Origin of the sequence: Helicobacter salomonis (genome assembly GCF_017979425.1) — a bacterium.
GTDB lineage: Bacteria > Campylobacterota > Campylobacteria > Campylobacterales > Helicobacteraceae > Helicobacter > Helicobacter salomonis.
The window spans coordinates 55865-71784 of sequence record NZ_JAERIS010000005.1 but is presented as its reverse complement, the minus strand read 5'-3'; the positions used below and the strand labels follow the sequence as shown (position 1 = coordinate 71784).

The 15920-nt window shown below is 44.3% G+C and carries 18 protein-coding genes and 1 pseudogene; 8 read left to right on the top strand and 11 right to left on the bottom strand.

The genetic code is table 11. The features are described 5' to 3' along the window. Positions 1–33 precede the first annotated feature (33 nt). From tnpA to KCO92_RS02225, 8 genes and pseudogenes are all read left to right on the top strand, one after another. A pseudogene (gene tnpA / locus KCO92_RS02255) lies at positions 34–474 on the top strand (IS200/IS605 family transposase). Between the two features lie 261 nt (positions 475–735). After that, complete coding sequence (locus KCO92_RS02250) at positions 736–1419, top strand: MqnA/MqnD/SBP family protein (protein WP_104695990.1); 684 nt, start codon at positions 736–738, stop codon at positions 1417–1419. A gap of 49 nt (positions 1420–1468) precedes the next feature. Continuing rightward, positions 1469–1960, top strand: a complete 492-nt coding sequence (locus KCO92_RS02245) for a KdsC family phosphatase (protein WP_104695991.1) — start codon at positions 1469–1471, stop codon at positions 1958–1960. A 7-nt stretch (positions 1961–1967) separates the two neighbouring features. Then, a complete protein-coding gene (locus tag KCO92_RS02240; protein WP_104695992.1) occupies positions 1968–3197 on the top strand; it encodes a glycosyltransferase in 1230 nt (409 codons plus the stop codon). Next, complete coding sequence (locus KCO92_RS07385) at positions 3187–3702, top strand: glycosyltransferase (protein ID WP_233710502.1); 516 nt, start codon at positions 3187–3189, stop codon at positions 3700–3702. The genes KCO92_RS02240 and KCO92_RS07385 overlap by 11 nt, the downstream gene beginning before the upstream one ends. A gap of 10 nt (positions 3703–3712) precedes the next feature. Then, on the top strand, positions 3713–4120 hold the full coding sequence (locus tag KCO92_RS07380; RefSeq protein WP_247598900.1) for a glycosyltransferase family protein: 408 nt from the start codon (positions 3713–3715) through the stop codon (positions 4118–4120). Then, positions 4102–5139, top strand: coding sequence for a glycosyltransferase family 4 protein (locus tag KCO92_RS02230; RefSeq protein WP_104695993.1), 1038 nt, complete (start codon positions 4102–4104; stop codon positions 5137–5139). Before KCO92_RS07380 ends, KCO92_RS02230 begins: the two co-directional genes overlap by 19 nt. Further along, positions 5136–5888: a glycosyltransferase family 2 protein gene (locus KCO92_RS02225; RefSeq protein ID WP_104695994.1), complete on the top strand. Its 753-nt coding sequence runs from the start codon at positions 5136–5138 to the stop codon at positions 5886–5888. Before KCO92_RS02230 ends, KCO92_RS02225 begins: the two co-directional genes overlap by 4 nt. Before the next feature lie 10 nt (positions 5889–5898). On the opposite strand, the gene KCO92_RS07375 is transcribed toward KCO92_RS02225, so the two are convergent. The 11 genes from KCO92_RS07375 to KCO92_RS02170 form a co-directional block, all read right to left on the bottom strand. Next, complete coding sequence (locus KCO92_RS07375) at positions 5899–6780, bottom strand: hypothetical protein (RefSeq protein WP_233710504.1); 882 nt, start codon at positions 6778–6780, stop codon at positions 5899–5901. A 21-nt stretch (positions 6781–6801) separates the two neighbouring features. Then, entirely contained in the window at positions 6802–8688 is a 1887-nt protein-coding gene (locus KCO92_RS02215) for a methyl-accepting chemotaxis protein (protein ID WP_158653585.1), read from the bottom strand. 425 nt (positions 8689–9113) lie between these two features. Further along, positions 9114–9767: a beta/alpha barrel domain-containing protein gene (locus tag KCO92_RS02210; RefSeq protein WP_104695995.1), complete on the bottom strand. Its 654-nt coding sequence runs from the start codon at positions 9765–9767 to the stop codon at positions 9114–9116. Next, on the bottom strand, positions 9758–11014 hold the full coding sequence (locus KCO92_RS02205) for a tetratricopeptide repeat protein (RefSeq protein ID WP_104696053.1): 1257 nt from the start codon (positions 11012–11014) through the stop codon (positions 9758–9760). The genes KCO92_RS02210 and KCO92_RS02205 overlap by 10 nt, the downstream gene beginning before the upstream one ends. Positions 11015–11261: 247 nt before the next feature. Next, positions 11262–11624: a YkgJ family cysteine cluster protein gene (locus tag KCO92_RS02200; RefSeq protein WP_267892251.1), complete on the bottom strand. Its 363-nt coding sequence runs from the start codon at positions 11622–11624 to the stop codon at positions 11262–11264. Then, the gene (locus tag KCO92_RS02195) at positions 11599–12171 is read right to left on the bottom strand and encodes a hypothetical protein (RefSeq protein ID WP_104695997.1); all 573 of its coding nucleotides are present in this window, start codon (positions 12169–12171) and stop codon (positions 11599–11601) included. The genes KCO92_RS02200 and KCO92_RS02195 overlap by 26 nt, the downstream gene beginning before the upstream one ends. Continuing rightward, positions 12168–12695: a hypothetical protein gene (locus tag KCO92_RS02190; protein ID WP_104695998.1), complete on the bottom strand. Its 528-nt coding sequence runs from the start codon at positions 12693–12695 to the stop codon at positions 12168–12170. The genes KCO92_RS02195 and KCO92_RS02190 overlap by 4 nt, the downstream gene beginning before the upstream one ends. After that, positions 12685–13704: a hypothetical protein gene (locus KCO92_RS02185; protein WP_104695999.1), complete on the bottom strand. Its 1020-nt coding sequence runs from the start codon at positions 13702–13704 to the stop codon at positions 12685–12687. Before KCO92_RS02185 ends, KCO92_RS02190 begins: the two co-directional genes overlap by 11 nt. Then, positions 13704–14327, bottom strand: a complete 624-nt coding sequence (locus KCO92_RS02180; protein WP_104696000.1) for a lysophospholipid acyltransferase family protein — start codon at positions 14325–14327, stop codon at positions 13704–13706. Before KCO92_RS02180 ends, KCO92_RS02185 begins: the two co-directional genes overlap by 1 nt. Before the next feature lie 3 nt (positions 14328–14330). Beyond that, entirely contained in the window at positions 14331–15632 is a 1302-nt protein-coding gene (miaB, locus tag KCO92_RS02175) for a tRNA (N6-isopentenyl adenosine(37)-C2)-methylthiotransferase MiaB (RefSeq protein ID WP_104696001.1), read from the bottom strand. 8 nt (positions 15633–15640) lie between these two features. Further along, positions 15641–15886 carry an HP0268 family nuclease gene (locus KCO92_RS02170; protein WP_104696002.1) on the bottom strand — a complete coding sequence of 82 codons (246 nt, stop codon included), beginning with the start codon at positions 15884–15886 and terminating at the stop codon, positions 15641–15643. Between the last annotated feature and the right edge of the window lie 34 nt (positions 15887–15920).

The following is a 15920-nucleotide window of genomic DNA, read 5'->3' as shown; positions in this document are numbered from 1 at the left end:
CATAATTTTATAAAATATTTTTGAGGTAGAGCTATGAAAGAAAACCATTACAAACTCAAAGGCTATCTATCCACAAACAGGAGCAAACATAAGGAGCAAACATAATCTAAAAGCCCATTTGATTTTAGTGTGTAAATACAGAAAAAAGTTGCTCGTAGGAGATGTGGTTATTTTTATAAAGTCTGTGCTTGAAGAGATAGAGGAAGTTCAGATTTTATCATCATAACAATGGAGACAGATAAAGATCATCTACACCTGATGATTCAGTATATCCCCAGGGTGTCTATCAGTTCCATTATCTTGCGGATCAAGCAGATGACTACTTATAGAGTTTGGAGAGAACCAAGATTTATCCCGTTCTTACGCAAGCATTTTTGGAAAGAACAAAAGTTTTGGACAGATGGATTTTTTGCCTGTTCCATAGGAGAAGCTAACCCAGAAACTATCAAAAGATACATAGAAAATCAAGGGTAGGGGCATTCATCCCACCCGCTAAAGACGAGTGGGATTTCTGCCAAGGAGTCTTAAAAAAATATAGAGAACAGACCGTTGTGCTTCTGTTGTATGTCTGCTTCTGCCCTATTGATTACTAGCTAGTTTGTTATCAAATCAACTAGTAGAGCTATCATATCTACTGGGATAATTGTTGCCTTAAGCCTGATCACTTAGAACAGTATTATTTAGGTGCGTGCATGTGTTTTTGGTGTAGAATAGCGCAAAGATTAAAGGTTTTGTGTGCGTTTTGGAAAGATTGATTATTTGAATTTGTTACCTTTTGATGTTTTTATTAAGGCCTATCCTCTCCGTCTACCCGGCTTTAAGACCTTTCTACATCTCAAAAAAACCTACCCCTCTAAGCTCAATCGCGACTTTCTCTTTAAACGCATCGATGCAGGCTTCATTTCCTCCATTGTGAGTTTTAACGCCCCTTATGCGCTTGCTTGCGGGATTGTAGCATGCCAAGAAGTGCGCAGTGTGTTGGTATTGCGCCAGCCCCCAAATCAGGATAAAGAATCGGCTACTTCTAACGCACTTGCTCAAGTCTTAGGTTTAAGAGGGCGCGTCCTCATTGGAGATAAGGCCTTGCGCCACTACCACAGAAGTGCACATGGAAATTTTAAGGACCTAGCCACGCTTTGGTATGCTAAAAGCGGTCTCCCCTTTGTCTTTGGGCGACTCTGCGCAAATCGCCACCATGCCTTCTATCAACGCATTGCCCAGGTCTTTGTGCGCCAGAAGGTTAAAATCCCCCACTATATTTTAGAAAAGCGAGCCCTAGAAAGCGGACTTTCAAGAGAACAGATTTTAGACTATCTTAGAGGTATTTCTTACAAGATCAAAGCCAAAGAAAAGCGTTCCTTGATCCATTTTGCGCGCCAACTGCGCTTTAAACGACTAATTCCCCCCCAGCGTTTTTAACCTTTAGCTGTGCTAGAATACCCTCTATTGTTCAGACTAAAGGAATGCCATGCGCCAGGTTAAGGTGTTTTTATGTGATTGCGATGGGACTTTGACAGATGGGGGAATGTATTACTTAGAAAATGGCCAGCAATTTAAAAAATTCAGCGTGGCCGATGGGATTGGTTTTGAGCTACTTAAAGCAGCCGGTATTAAAACAGGTATTCTTACTGGTGAAATTACACCCATTGTGGAACACCGCGCTAAGAAACTCAAATTAGATTATCTTTATCAAGGCTGTAGCCCGCAGGGCAAATTAGAGGCTGCGCGTGAAATTTGTGCTAAAGAGGGGATTAGCTTGGAGCAAGTGGCTTATGTGGGCGATGATGTTAACGATCTACCTCTTTTGGAGCAAGTGGGGCTAAAAGCCTGCGTGCAAAACGCTCAAGAGAGCCTAAAGGCTTTACCGGGGATCATTCTCTTAAACACACAGGGAGGACAGGGCGCACTAAGAGAGCTGATCAACCTGATTTTAAAACACCCTACAGAACTTAAAAGTTAAGCAAATCATGAAAGTTATTCACCTCAACGCTACGCTCACCGGAGGGGCAGCGCGCGCGTGTTTGCGCTTACATAGCGCGCTTTTAAAGGAGGGGGTAGATAGCTTCGTGTGGGTGCAGGACACACGGGGCGGAGTGGTAGATGATCGCATTTTGCACCCTCAAACACGCCTAGGCAAACTTTGGGCTCTAGTGCGCCCTTATTTAGACAAAGCCCCGATCTTGCTTTATCCCAAACGCAAAAAAGGCACTTTTAATTTAGGTTGGTTGCCCTTTAGCGAGGTGGTGAATGCGCTCAACGCCCTAAAACCCGACATCGTGCATTTGCATTGGCTAGGGCGTGGAATCCTGCCTCTAAGAGATCTGCCTGAAATCAATGCGCCCTTAGTATGGAGTTTGCATGACATGTGGGCTTTCACGGGCGGAGATCACTACTATAACGACGATAATGAACACACCTATAAACATTCCTGTATTTTAAATAGCCCTTTCGAGCGCGATTTAGCTACTTTTGGTTTTGGCATGAAAGAAAGGGCATATGCAAAAATCCCCCATTTGTGCATTGTGGGGGTGAGTTCTTGGATTTCTAGGTGTGCTGCCCAAAGCGCGCTTTTAAAAGATAAAACCCATGTGGTGATCCCTAATCCCATTGATACGCAAACTTACAAACCCCTCGATAAATCTGTCTGCCGTAGTTTGCTAGGCTTGAATACCTCTAAAAAATTAGTGGGGTTTGGAGCGATGGAGATAGACAATCCTATTAAAGGTTGTGATCTTCTGCTAGAGGCTCTGCAAAAACTAGAGTCTACGCAGATAGAATTGGTGGTCTTTGGTGCAAGCGCACATATGTTTAATTTACCCTTTAAGGTCCATTATCTAGGTACACTTAAAGACAATGCAAGCTTAATCGCCCTCTACAACGCCCTAGATGTGCTCATTGTGCCCAGTCGCCAAGAGGCCTTGGGTTATACGGCAATGGAAAGCTTGTCCTGCAATACGCCCGTAGTAGCCTTCGCTGTATCGGGATTAAGAGATTTGGTCAAACACCAAGAGAGCGGCTATCTAGCCACTCCCTTTGACACGCATGATCTAAAAACAGGCATTGAATGGGTGCTAAACACCCCTGACTATCCTAAACTTTGTGCCAACGCCCGCGTACATGTGCTGGAGCATTTTAGCGAAAGCGTGGTATCGCAAAGGATAGTGGGTTTATACGAGGAGGTATTACATGGAATTTGAATGCCTAGATGCGCGCTTTAGCACCACAAGAATGCTTTATAAAAAGCCTCCTAGCTTGGAGCAGAACCAAATCTTTACGCGTTATATCACTTATCCCCTTTCTGGTACAGACATTCAAGGGGGCTTGAGAACAACGGGGTATTTTAAACAAAGCCACCCTCAGCAACCCCTAGTGAGTGTCATTTTAGCGACTTTGAATAGTCAAGAAGGCTTAGAGGCAACCTTGCAGAGCATTTTTAACCAAAGTTATGACAATTTAGAGTGCTTGGTGATTGATGGGGGCTCTAGCGATGGCACTTTGGAGATTTTAAAACATTTATCTGATCGCATTGACTACTTTATCAGTCAAAAAGATAGGGGAATTGCCGAAGCGTTTAATAAGGGGGTGCGTCTAAGCTTTGGGGATTATATGAATTTTCAGGGTGATGGAGACGGGTTTGTCGCCCCTAATGCCTTACAAGAGGTGATGGCAGGCGTGCGGGGGGGGGGGGGGAACACTCATTAGTGCACGGGTGGTGCGTGTAGATAAACAAGGAAATATGCTCTACACTTCTGATTATCTCAAAAATTTTGATAAAAACTCATTGCGTTTCAAAATGATCCACCATCAAGGGCTTTTGACCCATCGGGATTATTTTAGTACCTATGGTCTCTTTGATGAAGACTTAATTTTTAGCATGGATTATGAACATCTTTTGCGCGCTTATCATAACTTCCCCTCTTTTTTAGCCAAAGAAAATGTCTTAGCAAGATGGCGTGATGATGGGCTAGGCACACATAAAGAGTTGGAGATTTTTAAAGAATGGGCATATATCAAGCGCAAGAACAAGATCGCTGCGCCTTTGGTTCTCAAAGCTATAGAGGGGTGGATTTTGGCTAAGTTCTACATTAAAAAGGCTTTAGGATGGCGGGGCAAACACTAGATTACTTAATTATAACCCCCCTACCCGTCTTTTATAAAGTCAATCTTTACAATGAGTTGGTCAAATCCCTAAAAATTTGTGTGGTGTTTTTAGCCCAATACACCCAAGAAGTGCGCTCTAAGGATTTTAACACCCTAGAAAAGGCGCGTTTTGATTATAGTGTGCTCTTTGAGGGGGCACTGCAACAACGCCCGGTATTGAGCAATCTCTTAAAAATAGCCCAAATTTTAAGGCAAAAACCCCACAAACGGCTTTTGATTGGAGGGTGGGATTGTATAGAGTTTTGGGCAGGAGCATTTTTGACTCCCAAATCTTGTAATGGGGTGGTAGTAGAGTCAAGCATTATAGAAAGCACTACAAGCGGGCTTAAGTCGTGGCTCAAACGCCTCTTTTTAAGGCGCGTTAGCCATGCCCTTGTCTGTTCACACTTGCATGCTGATTTACTAAAGGCCTTGCACTTTAAAGGTGTGTTAAAAACTACGCATGGGGTAGGGGTCATCAACTCCCCTACAAGTCGCAGAGATCAGCGTCCGTATAGCCAGAAATTTATCTGTATCGCACGCTTGACATCCGTAAAAAATTTAGAATTTTTACTGCGTGTATTTGCTCAGTTGCCCCATCTCTCTTTAAGTCTTGTAGGCACGGGTGAGCTAGAAGAGAAATTAAAAAGCGCAGCGAGCTCAAATGTGTGTTTTTTGGGAGCAGTGAAAAACACGCACCTAAACACGCTCTTGTGTGCGCACGATGTTTTGATCCTGCCAAGTTTGCGTGAACCTTGGGGTCTGGTGGTGGAGGAGGCTTTAGCCGTGGGTTTACCTGTATTGGTGAGTGCAGCTTGCGGGGCGCAGGTGTTGGTACAAGAGGGGGTCAACGGACATATCTTTGATCCCAAAGATGAAATGAGACTAAAACAGCTTTTAGAAAATTTGAACCCTGTTAGCTACCAAACCCTTTTGGAAGGGGCGCTCAACTGGAGTTTGGAAGCCAAGGATCGAGAGCAGATCGGGGCTTACTTGTGACACTCAGCATTATCAGTGTGGTGCTCAATGGAGTCAAAACTTTAGAAGCCACGATCCAAAGTGTATTAGGTCAGAATTATCGCCCCCTAGAATACTGCATTATAGATGGGGGGAGTGTGGATGGGAGTTTAGAGATTATCCAGCGTTATGCCCAGCATTTAAGCTTTGTGAGTGAACCAGATAGGGGACTTTATGATGCCATGAATAAGGGCATTGCGCGCGCGCGAGGGGAGATCATTGGGATTTTAAATAGCGATGACATCTATGCCCACCCTGGAGTATTAGCTCAAGTGGTGCAGACATTTGAGAGCAATCCAGAGGCGCAGATGGTCTACGCAGACTTAGTGTATGTTAAGGACGATCGCATTGTGCGTCATTATGTCAGTGGGGAATTTAGTAAGAAAGGGTTTTTTTATGGCAGGGTGCCCGCACATCCTACACTTTTTGTGCGTAAAGGGGTGTATGAACACTTTGGGGGCTATAAGATTGACTATAAAATCTCCGCTGATTATGAGTTTTTATTACGCACTCTGTATGTAGGGGGTCTCAAGGTGGTGTATGTGCCACAAGTGTGGGTGAAAATGGGCGTGGGGGGGGTGAGCACAAGGGGGTTAAAAAGTTTGTGGATTGCTAATCAAGAGAATTTGCGCGCATGCCAAGAGAATGGGATTAAAGCCCATTGGGGAACCATGTTATTGAAATACCCTTATAAAATCCTAGGATTGTTTAAAACACACTCCCCTAGCTAAAGCCAAGGGCTTAGCGCAAGAGAGGTATTAAAATGTCCTCATTTTGCATGTCGTGGATTAATCGGTCAATGGCATGTCTTTGGGCTGCGCTGAAAGTGTATTGAAGTTGTGCGAGTTGCTTGATCCGATCGAGCACATGTGCATCAACGATGAGCAGGGCAATGACCTTATCATAGGAGGGAAGGGTAAGATATCTCCTCTCTTTGAAAATCTCTGGACTATCAATCGCCTTATCAATGCTGAAAAGTAAAATACTTTTGAGATTATCCGATCTGAGTTGTTTTCTACCCAAAGCCCAGATGAACTTTTGGTAAATGGAAAATGCAAGCATCCGTCTAGCGTCAAAATAAGCATTCTCTTTGGAATTCTCATCACTTTCTGCAGTTGCCATATTGCTTGAACCATAGCCCATTAAAAAATGGTTGGTTTTGATCTTGGCCTTGGATTGTGCGCCCTGTTTGAAATTCACGGATTCCCAAAGATTTGTTTCTTGGTCTGGTGTTGGTGGGGAATCTTGGGCGGATTTTGGAGGCGCTGGAGGAGGCGTGCGCTGTTGTGCTAGTTGTTTATTCAAAGCATCTACTTTCTGCGTATTGGCAGCCACTAGCGCACTGAGCTGTTTTAGAGTGGCCTCCAGAGGCGCTAATTCCTCCTTAATTCTGTCCTGTTGAACTGGTTTAGGCTCTTGGGATTCTTGGGGCTTTTGGGTTTCCACTCGAGGCGATTCCCTCTCAGACTTTGCCTTTTCAGTTTGCTTATGATGCTTGTTTTCTTCCCCTATCCTGCCCTGCACATCCCCTTCTTTAAAGTCAGATAGGGCATCTGGTCCCTGGTAAACACTGCATGCACTAAGCAAGATTACCAGAGGCATCGCATACCAATACGCTTTCACGAAAACTCCTTAAGGATTGCGTTAAACTTTGAACTTGCTGAGCTCATAATCAAAAATCTCAGCAGTTTTGCTCAACGAAACGCTTGCCTGCGCGACTGCGCGCACACTCTTTTGATTAGAGGCGGTCAATTCCCCAATTTTCTGGATTTCTTCCATAATGCCTCGAGTCAGTTGTGCCACCTCTTTGAATGCCTGCACATCTTCAATAGTTGTCTTAATGATCCCCTGGATTCCTTGCACATTACTATCTACTACATCCTGCAGACTGTGGGCAGCTTCTGAAACCTTGACAATTTCTTGCGCATTGCTGTGCAGGTCCTTGCTAATATCAGTGACACTTTGCACAACTCCGTTGATCGTGCTATGGATTTCACTCAAGCTAGATTGTGTTTTTTCGGCGAGCTTACGCACTTCATCAGCCACTACAGCGAAACCTCGCCCATGCTCACCCGCGCGCGCCGCTTCGATCGCAGCATTAAGAGCGAGTAAATTGGTCTGATCGGCAATATCAGCGATAATGGTCAATACTTTTTTGATTTCTTCAGTGTCGTAAGATGCCTGCTCAAGTTTGTTAGAACACTGTACACCTAGACGGGCATTGTTGCTCAAATTTGTACTAAACTCTTCAATCTTAGCACGCACTTCTTCTAGAGTATGGCTGGTATTGACAAGATTGTCGCTATTTTTAGCGGCATTGTCAGCCCCACTTAAAATATTAGCAACCACGCTCTCTCCATTATGCACAACAACCTGAATGCGTTGTTCTTCCTCTCGGGCATTACATGAAACAGCTTCCGAACTCTCTTGCAAGGTGCACGCAATCTGGGTATTTTGCGTGCTATTATGCTTGATGGTGGAGATAACTCCATGGGTTTTTTCTAAGAATACATTCACACTCCTAGAAATGGTTCCGATTTCATCCTTACCTTTTACAGCCAGGCGTTCGGTTAAATCCCCATCCTTAGAGGCAAGTGCCTGGATAAGTTGCGTGAGCTGCTTCAAAGGCTTAAAGAGAAGATTGGTGATAATCAAGATCAAGACAATCGAAACAATTAAGGAGACAAAGGAGATGATCAACAAGGTCCTTTGGATCGTATCCAGGTCTTTAAGCACAAAATTTTTATTGCTAACGGCCAAAATTCTCCAACTAAATCCAGGTGCTGTGTCCCATACATAGTATTTAGGCACTTTATCTACATTGGTCTCGACCAAGCCATGTTGTGTGGAGAGAATGCGGTTAATCAGTGCTAGTGCTTGTGGATATATGGTCTGTAATTGCTTGCCCTGCTCCAAGGTGCTCGATCCTAGAACATATCCACCAGGATCGACAAAATGGATTCGAATCCCCTCTGAAGAATATTCTTTAGCACTCTCTTGCACATAAGTGAGGGGGATATCCGAGCCCAACACCCCTTTAAAAACGCCATCTTGATAAAGCGCAATGCTATAAGAAACTACCAAGCGATTAGTAAAAAGATCTAGGTAGGGATGTGTGACCACGAGTTTATGGTTAGCGGCTTTGGCCTGCTGATACCAATCGCGCTTGCGCGGGTCATAGTCCTTAGGAGCATTTCCCACCAATTTGATCATACTCCCATCTTCAAAACCAACATGGATATCTGTCGAATCCATGCCATACTGCACATAGCTCAAGATCTCGTGGATGCGCTTGGCATCGTGCAAATCCAGTTTTTCTAATTGCTGGGCGGTGCTGTTCACGGCAGTCCTGATTGCTTCATCCCAGCCATTGACAGAATAGGCCAGCATGGATGTCAACTCTTTGAGACGATCCTTAGATGATGTTGTGAGTCGATGATACATCGTATAACTGAGAATTCCAGCTGTAACGCTGAAACTGACCAGTAGTAACACCGCAAATGTGAGAGAAATCTTGGTCTTAAAATTCATTAAGCCCCCTTATCTATTTCTAAATACTTAAAATGATAATTAAAATCAGTGAAAAGATATGTTAAGGCATTCTACCATAAATTTGTGCCATTTTTGGCAGAAATCCTAACAAATACAATGTACCTATCTTTGCCTACAAACAACACCCCTCACTATCGCATTCCTGATGTTGAAAGACTTATTCTCGCATGAATATTGTCAGGGCGTTAAGGTAAAACTTCTCATTATATAATTCTTTATAAGAATTTATGCTAGCATGCTCCCTTGTGTGGAGTGATCATCTATGAATGTCAAATTAGGTTCACGCCGGCAAACATCGGAAATGACTACTTGCGCCGTAAAGCTCTAGCTTTAGCTATGGGGAGTATGTCAACACTAGACAGCGATCTGAGCCTAGAACAGAGGATAAGACCCTCAGAATATGATCAAATTACCAGACCATCTACTCCATAAGCATCATCTGAGCAGAGTGGGTCTGTGTCCTTAAGAATGGTGCAGCGCTGCGGAGTTATTTCTAAGAGGGCAGCAAAGTTTTCACCCAAATAGAGGGCATTCGCCTTGGCTAAAATACTTGCCTTGAGGTCTGCTTTAGAGCGCACATATACAACACTCAATAGACCCAAACGCGACGCATAAGCGCACATGTTTTTGAGCTCTATCCCCAAAAGCTGCGCATCCAAAACCACCGCATCAGCGCCATGGATTGCGCTCTCCAAAAGTTGGTAGGGGTCTAAAAAATAATCCTTGTGAATTAGGGGTTGAGGACTCAAACGGCGGATGTAGCCTAATAAGTCTAAACTTTCCAAAGCAGGCATGCCATGGGTGTAGAGGGGCGTGAAGTCTATGAGGAGGGCCCTAGCCTCATGAATCCCGTTTAAGCGGGTGAGTAAGAGTTCTAAATCCATGCTGGCATCTAAGCTCACGAGTTTGTGCGGAGTGGCCTGCACGCGCTTCAGGTCATTGCCACTTAATCTAGGAACATAAGGATTGTAAGCTAAACTCCGCCCCAACACCTCCATAGGCGTAAGAGTCTGTTTGGTGGTTAGATAGGTCTTAAGAGCGTCTAAATCTAGTGGCATTTGGCAATTGCGCTAGCATGCTCTTGGAGTTCTGACTGACCTTTGAGCTCTGCGCTATCAATCTTAGCAAAGGTGTCTTTAGCCTGCGCACATTGACCCAGTTTATAGTATCCCCACGCTAGAGAATCCAAATAAAAGACCGAATCGGGTTCAAGCTGAAGGGCTGTCTTGACATAGGCAATGCCCTTTTTGATGTCTAGGTCATAATCGATGAGAGAATAACCCAAAAAGTTATAGAAAAACGCATCCTGGGTATTCAGGCTTTCCTTAGTGCGTTTGAGATTCTGCGTGCGTTCCACGATGGCTCGCTCCAGTTTCTGCGTGATTTTGATGATTTCAGATTTTTTAGGAGGAGTGTGAATCGTGTTGAGATGCTCGTATGTGTAAATCGCTTCCAGAGCAAGAAAACTGGGATCCTTTTTCTCATTGTAAATAAGACTAGCTTGTTTGGCAGCTAAAGCAAATTTCTTTTGCGCCGTATAAAGGTCTAGGAGTAGGCGGCGATCAAAGGGATAATTTTGTGCAATCTTTTGTGCCGTATTAAATTCCTTGAGCGCTACTAGGACGGCAATGTAAAGTTGAGCATTTTGCACGACAGGGTCTTTTTCATAAAGAGTGCCAAAGATATCCTTGGCTCTTTGTAATTCATTGGACTGAATAAGGGTATTGTAGGCGCGTTGGCATAAATCAGGTGAGCAACCATAATCCTTGAGATGGGAGCTGAGAAGATTAACTGCCTCTTGGTGACTATTTTGCATGAAGTAGATAGTGATCAACTTCTCCAAGCTATCTTCGCTATGAGTCTGATTATAAAGTTTGTTGAGTAGAGAAAAGGCTTTGTCATAACGCTTTTGGCTGAGGTACAAGGAACCCAGCACATCATCCAACATCAAGGATTTATCTTCACGACGGATGCTTTCTAAAAGGGCAATTGCCTTATCGGTTTGACCTGTTTGGATGTAATTATCCACCAAAATCTTATTGATGGAGACATCAGTCTTGTCTTTGGTAATTTTTCTGTAGAGCATGGCCAATTTGACAGCTGTGTTAATATCGCCCAAACTTGCCGCAGAAACGGCTGCCTCTTTGGCGTACAAGATATTGTTGGTTTCCTTATAAAGGTGCAAATAGCCTTGTTTAGCCGCAGCAAAATCTCCCCGATGAAAAGCGTCAGAAGTGATGAGAATTTGCTGATCCTCTGTCAAACTTTGGGAAAAGAGGATACCTCCTAGTGCCACTGCCAGCATCACCCCCCCCCTCTTAAAAGATGTCGCTCTAGTCATCTGTGCTCTCCTTAAGGTGTATATTTGACAAACCACTAACCATGGAAGGGATGAGCTGAAAGCTTTCGCAAACTCCCAAAAACCATCGTTTTGCCCTCCAGCTCTGCTCTCTTACTGCAAGAACCACGTCCAACACCCACATAGGGTTATATCATGTTTAAAATACATTTTCTATCTTTAAATGGGAAGTTCTACCATATGCCATAGACCTCTAGGTTTTTAGAACCACTCCCGGACATTCCTGTGCAGGTTCTTGCATGTTTGGGTGGTTTTTCCAAAAGGGATAGGTGCGACATTGCTTAGGACGCACGGGGTAAATACGGCAGCGTTTGCTCTCCATGTCTAAGAACACACATGGTTTAGGCGCTATATTCTGCTCCAGCAGGCTATAGGCATTCCCCACACGCCTAAGATAGCGCATACCGAATTGCTCTAAAGACATCGCTAAAAAACCTGCTATTTCTTCAATCTCAGCAAGACTGACAAAAACATAACCCGTGCCCATACAACAACGCGCGCCGCAAGTAGCGCATGCATTAGGGTTAAATTCAAAATTCTGTGAGTTTGTATTCAATGTGAATCCTAAAATCCAAAGCAAGCCCATGGGCTTCTTTGGCAATATTAATGGGGAGGGCCATCTGCGTGTAGGCGCTGATTTGACGCATTCCGTCCAAAAATGCGTAAAGTTCGCGCAGAGAACTAGCATGTGCCTTGACATGGAAGATTTCATGCATGATCTCATCCTGAGAATGTTTTTCTTCGGTGCTAGCCTGTATTTGAATCTTGCTAAAATGCCGCCCAAGGAGTTGATTAAGTGTATTCACGCTGTCTTTGTAATTTGGGTGAGCAAGTTTAGGGGCACTAGCCTGCTTAAAAGCTTTGTACTCCTTGAAGGCTTCAAAGAAGATTTCCTGTTTATGCGCCACAATCAAGCGTTTTTGGACCTCATCACCATGTTGACTACGAAATTTTTCCAGATTTCCCCATATTAAAAGCCGCACAGAAATAACAGCCACAATAATGAAAATCAGCGTGAACAGCGAGTTTCTTACAAGCCTCTCAAAAGCAAGATTACCCTTAAGGCGACTTCCCTGCTTTGTTTCTGGTATCCCTTCTTTCATTCATTGCCTTTATCAATAAAGGGCATTGTAGAAGAATTATGCGAAACAAATCGAAGCCATCCATTTCCCATGGGGTAAAACGCTACCTGACTATTTTCAAAGATAGAATTGAGTCGCTGTTGGAGAGATAGTTGAAATGCCTCCTTGGAGGGCACAACTCCTTTGACTACCAAACTGGAATAGTCGATCGTAATAGATTGAATCGTGATAGAATCGGGAATGATCTCCAAGATACCCTTGATAGCATCCCTAATATTGGTAGTGTACACTGCTCTGTGCGCTGTTTCCTCAACTTTTTTCTCTATTTCTTTGCGTCTATCCTTTAGGCGCTCACTCACATGCCCATAAATACTGCTTTCGATCAGGGCAATCTCACTTTGATGACTGGACGCCACTATTTCTCGATCCAAAAAACGCGCCATCAGCACACTTAAACCCACGGCCAATAGCATATAAAACACCCAAATCTTTGTATGGGGTCTAACCATGTGCTTGCCATGAGGTTTACTGTAACTAAAGCGCATGGTCATCCTGTTCTCGTCGAGCAAAAATGCTCAGTTGCTCAACCACAGAAATAGGCATGCAGGAGACATCTAGCATTAACCCCTCTTGTAATTTTGCTAACATACGCGGACCAACTTGATAGGTGTTGAGAATACACACTTTTTCTACAAAATCCTCCAAGGGATGCATAGGATGCGTGTAGACCATTTTAAGACTCTCTTGCAAACATTCAACAATGTCGGGCACGCATGCTAAATCCTCTTCTAACATCGCATGCATCTCTTGCACTTCTGGCGAAATTTCTGAATCCAATCCAGATTTGTCTTGAAGTCCTTGTGTTGCCGCATCCATGTGCGTTAAATCCGCTTCCATAGAGCTCAAAAGAGATTTCAAAAGCGCTTCTTCTTGTTCGTAATCCCCTTGTGGTTCTTGGGTGGGAGCACTTAATACCTCTGGAATCTTTAAAAGATAGCATTTACTATGGCAGATTCGCTTGTGATGGGTGATGAGTACAGAAAGCCTAGAATATTCTAACATCGCATAGAGAGTGGCTTCTTCTGCTAGGATAGAGCGGATATAGCCATACATGAGCAAGAAAGGTGAAAAAATATAGTCCGCCTTGAAGAGAGTGTTTTCAAAGGCTTGAATGTCTTCTTTTAAGGATTTCTTGGGAATAAAAAAATAGTATTGATCGACCTCTAAAACAACTAACTCCTTCTTGGGCACTGGAGCGTAGTGCTCTAAGTATTCCTTTTTACATACACCTTGATCCAAACTCTTGGCCATACCGCATAGATAAGAAAAAGGGTAAATGCGTGTAAAATCTTGCGCGTCTTTAAGGGCTTTGATGGGAATGACTCCATTCTTAACCGCATATATTCTATTGACGACCTCCAAGGTTTTACCTCGCTTGAAATGTTCTACGCGCCCTGCTAACATTTCGCGATCTAAATTGAAACAGATAAAGACATCAGAAAAAAACCATTCCTTAATCGTGTCATAGAAGATCGCTTTAAACGCCCGCCACATCAACCACACTCTCCCATACGAGCTGCCACAAGTGCCCTAGCCTGTTCTAATTCCATGTCTTTAGGGATGAAAAAGGGCTCACGCATGTGATAGTGCACTTCTGAAAAGGGTTTGGGCAGTTGGAAGCGATCCCATGTGTTGAAAGTGAAAGCATTTTTACAGATCACGCGGCACACCACCACCCCCACGCCAGTTTTTTGTGCCAGCGCCACCACGCCATCTGCCACACTATGGTAAGGCCCTCTAGGACCATCTGGAGTTAGGCCCACATCTGCCCCTGCTTTTAAAAGCTTGATTCCCTCCACCAACACCCTAACTCCCCCCCTTTTACTTGAACCACGGATGGCACGGAATCCAAAACATTCATAAAGCCTAGCTGCTAAGGAGCCATCAAAATGCTGACTAGCGATCACATAGAGACCATTTCCTTGTTTTAAGCGCAAGTAGGCAAAGGGCAGCATCGCAATCTCCCCATGCCAAAAACTTGCGATAAAGGGGGTGCTTTTCAAGCTATGTGCCAAATAGAAGCGGTTTTTACATGTTTTAAATAAGAGTCGCAAAACCCAATAGAGGAGTACGGGCAATGCTTTTAAAACTATCCCATTGCGTAAACGCTTTAGCACAAACTAAGCCCCTAAGCGTTGGGCTTGCAAACTCCCCTTGTGATGCGCAATCACCTGCACCGTCACCAGATCGCCCACGCCAACCCCCTGTGCCTCAAAGCTTAGTAAGCGACCCTGATCGCTCCTGCCTTGTGCTCTGCCCTCTGCAATATTCTCCACCAAGACCTCATAGACTCTCCCTAATTCGTTTTTAGCCTTTTGAACCAAAAGCTCTTGATGGGTGCGCTGTAAAACATTTAAACGCTCCTTGGCCACTGCGCTGGGTACTTGGTCGGCTAAGTGTGCGGCTGGAGTTAAGGGGCGAGGGGAATAGATAAAGCTATAGAGGGTATCAAATTGCACTTGTTGCACCATGTCTAAGGTGTCTTGAAAATCTGCCTCACTCTCTCCAGGAAAGCCTACAATAATGTCTGTACCAATGCCCACTTCAGGCACAAGCGCGCGCAATTTCTCTATGCGGTTTAAATACCACTCTCTGGTATATCCCCGCTTCATTGCTCTTAAGATTACATTTGAACCACTCTGTAAGGGGATATGAATACCCTTACACACCTTAGAGTGGTGTGCAAAGCACTCTAAAAAGGCATCGTCCATGTGCAGGGGGTGTGGGGAGGTGAAGCGGATTCGCGCTAAACCATCAATTTCACATAGAGCGCGCAATAACGCACTAAAATCTACCTTAGGGTGCGTGTGTGAAAAACGCGCACCATAGTTATTGACATTTTGCCCTAAGAGAATAATCTCTTTCACACCCCGCTCCACACAACGGCGTGCTTCTTGTAAGATGAGGTCCAAGGGAATGGAAATCTCTTTACCCCGTGTATGGGGCACGATACAATAGGTGCAATGCTTATCGCACCCAATGGACACATTGATAAAGGCCTTAAGCGCACTCTGCGTGCTCTCAAAAAGGTAGTGGCTATCATCGTGATCGAGGGCCACCTCAACGGCTTTGGGTTGGTGGATGATCTGGGTGATCTTGGAGATATTGCGTGCCCCTAACACAAAATCCACACTGGGGGCTTTTTGTAAAATACTAGCTCCCATGTGGCTCGCGCTACATCCACACACACCGATCTTAGCCCCTGCTTTTTTGATCTTAGCAAAATGCCCAATCTCAGAAAATAACTTCCGCTCGGGCTTTTCACGCACACTGCATGTATTGAGCAAGATCAAGTCAGCTTGCCTAGGATCATCAATCTCTTCATAGCCCACCTTCGCTAATTCACTAGAGAGATGCTCGCTGTCGCGACTATTCATCGCGCAACCCATTGTTTCAATGTAGAGTGTTCTTTGGGGGGTCATTGTGCTCCTTAGATAATGTGCAGGGAGTAGATAAAATCTTTGTCGTCTGCGCTGATCCTTACTTCAGATAAATACGCCCTGTAACCTTGTTTTTCCAATGATGCCACTGCTGCGAGCATATCCTTGTGTGCATTGCTGGGCGCAAAATAGAACATGCGTTCGCCATGACTATACTTGTGCAATAGATCCTCCAAACGCACCTTTACACTTTTGCTACTGTGTTTTTTGCTCTGTTTGGCTAAATGTAATTCCATCAAATCCCTCGTATTAGTGTTACCATGAACCTAT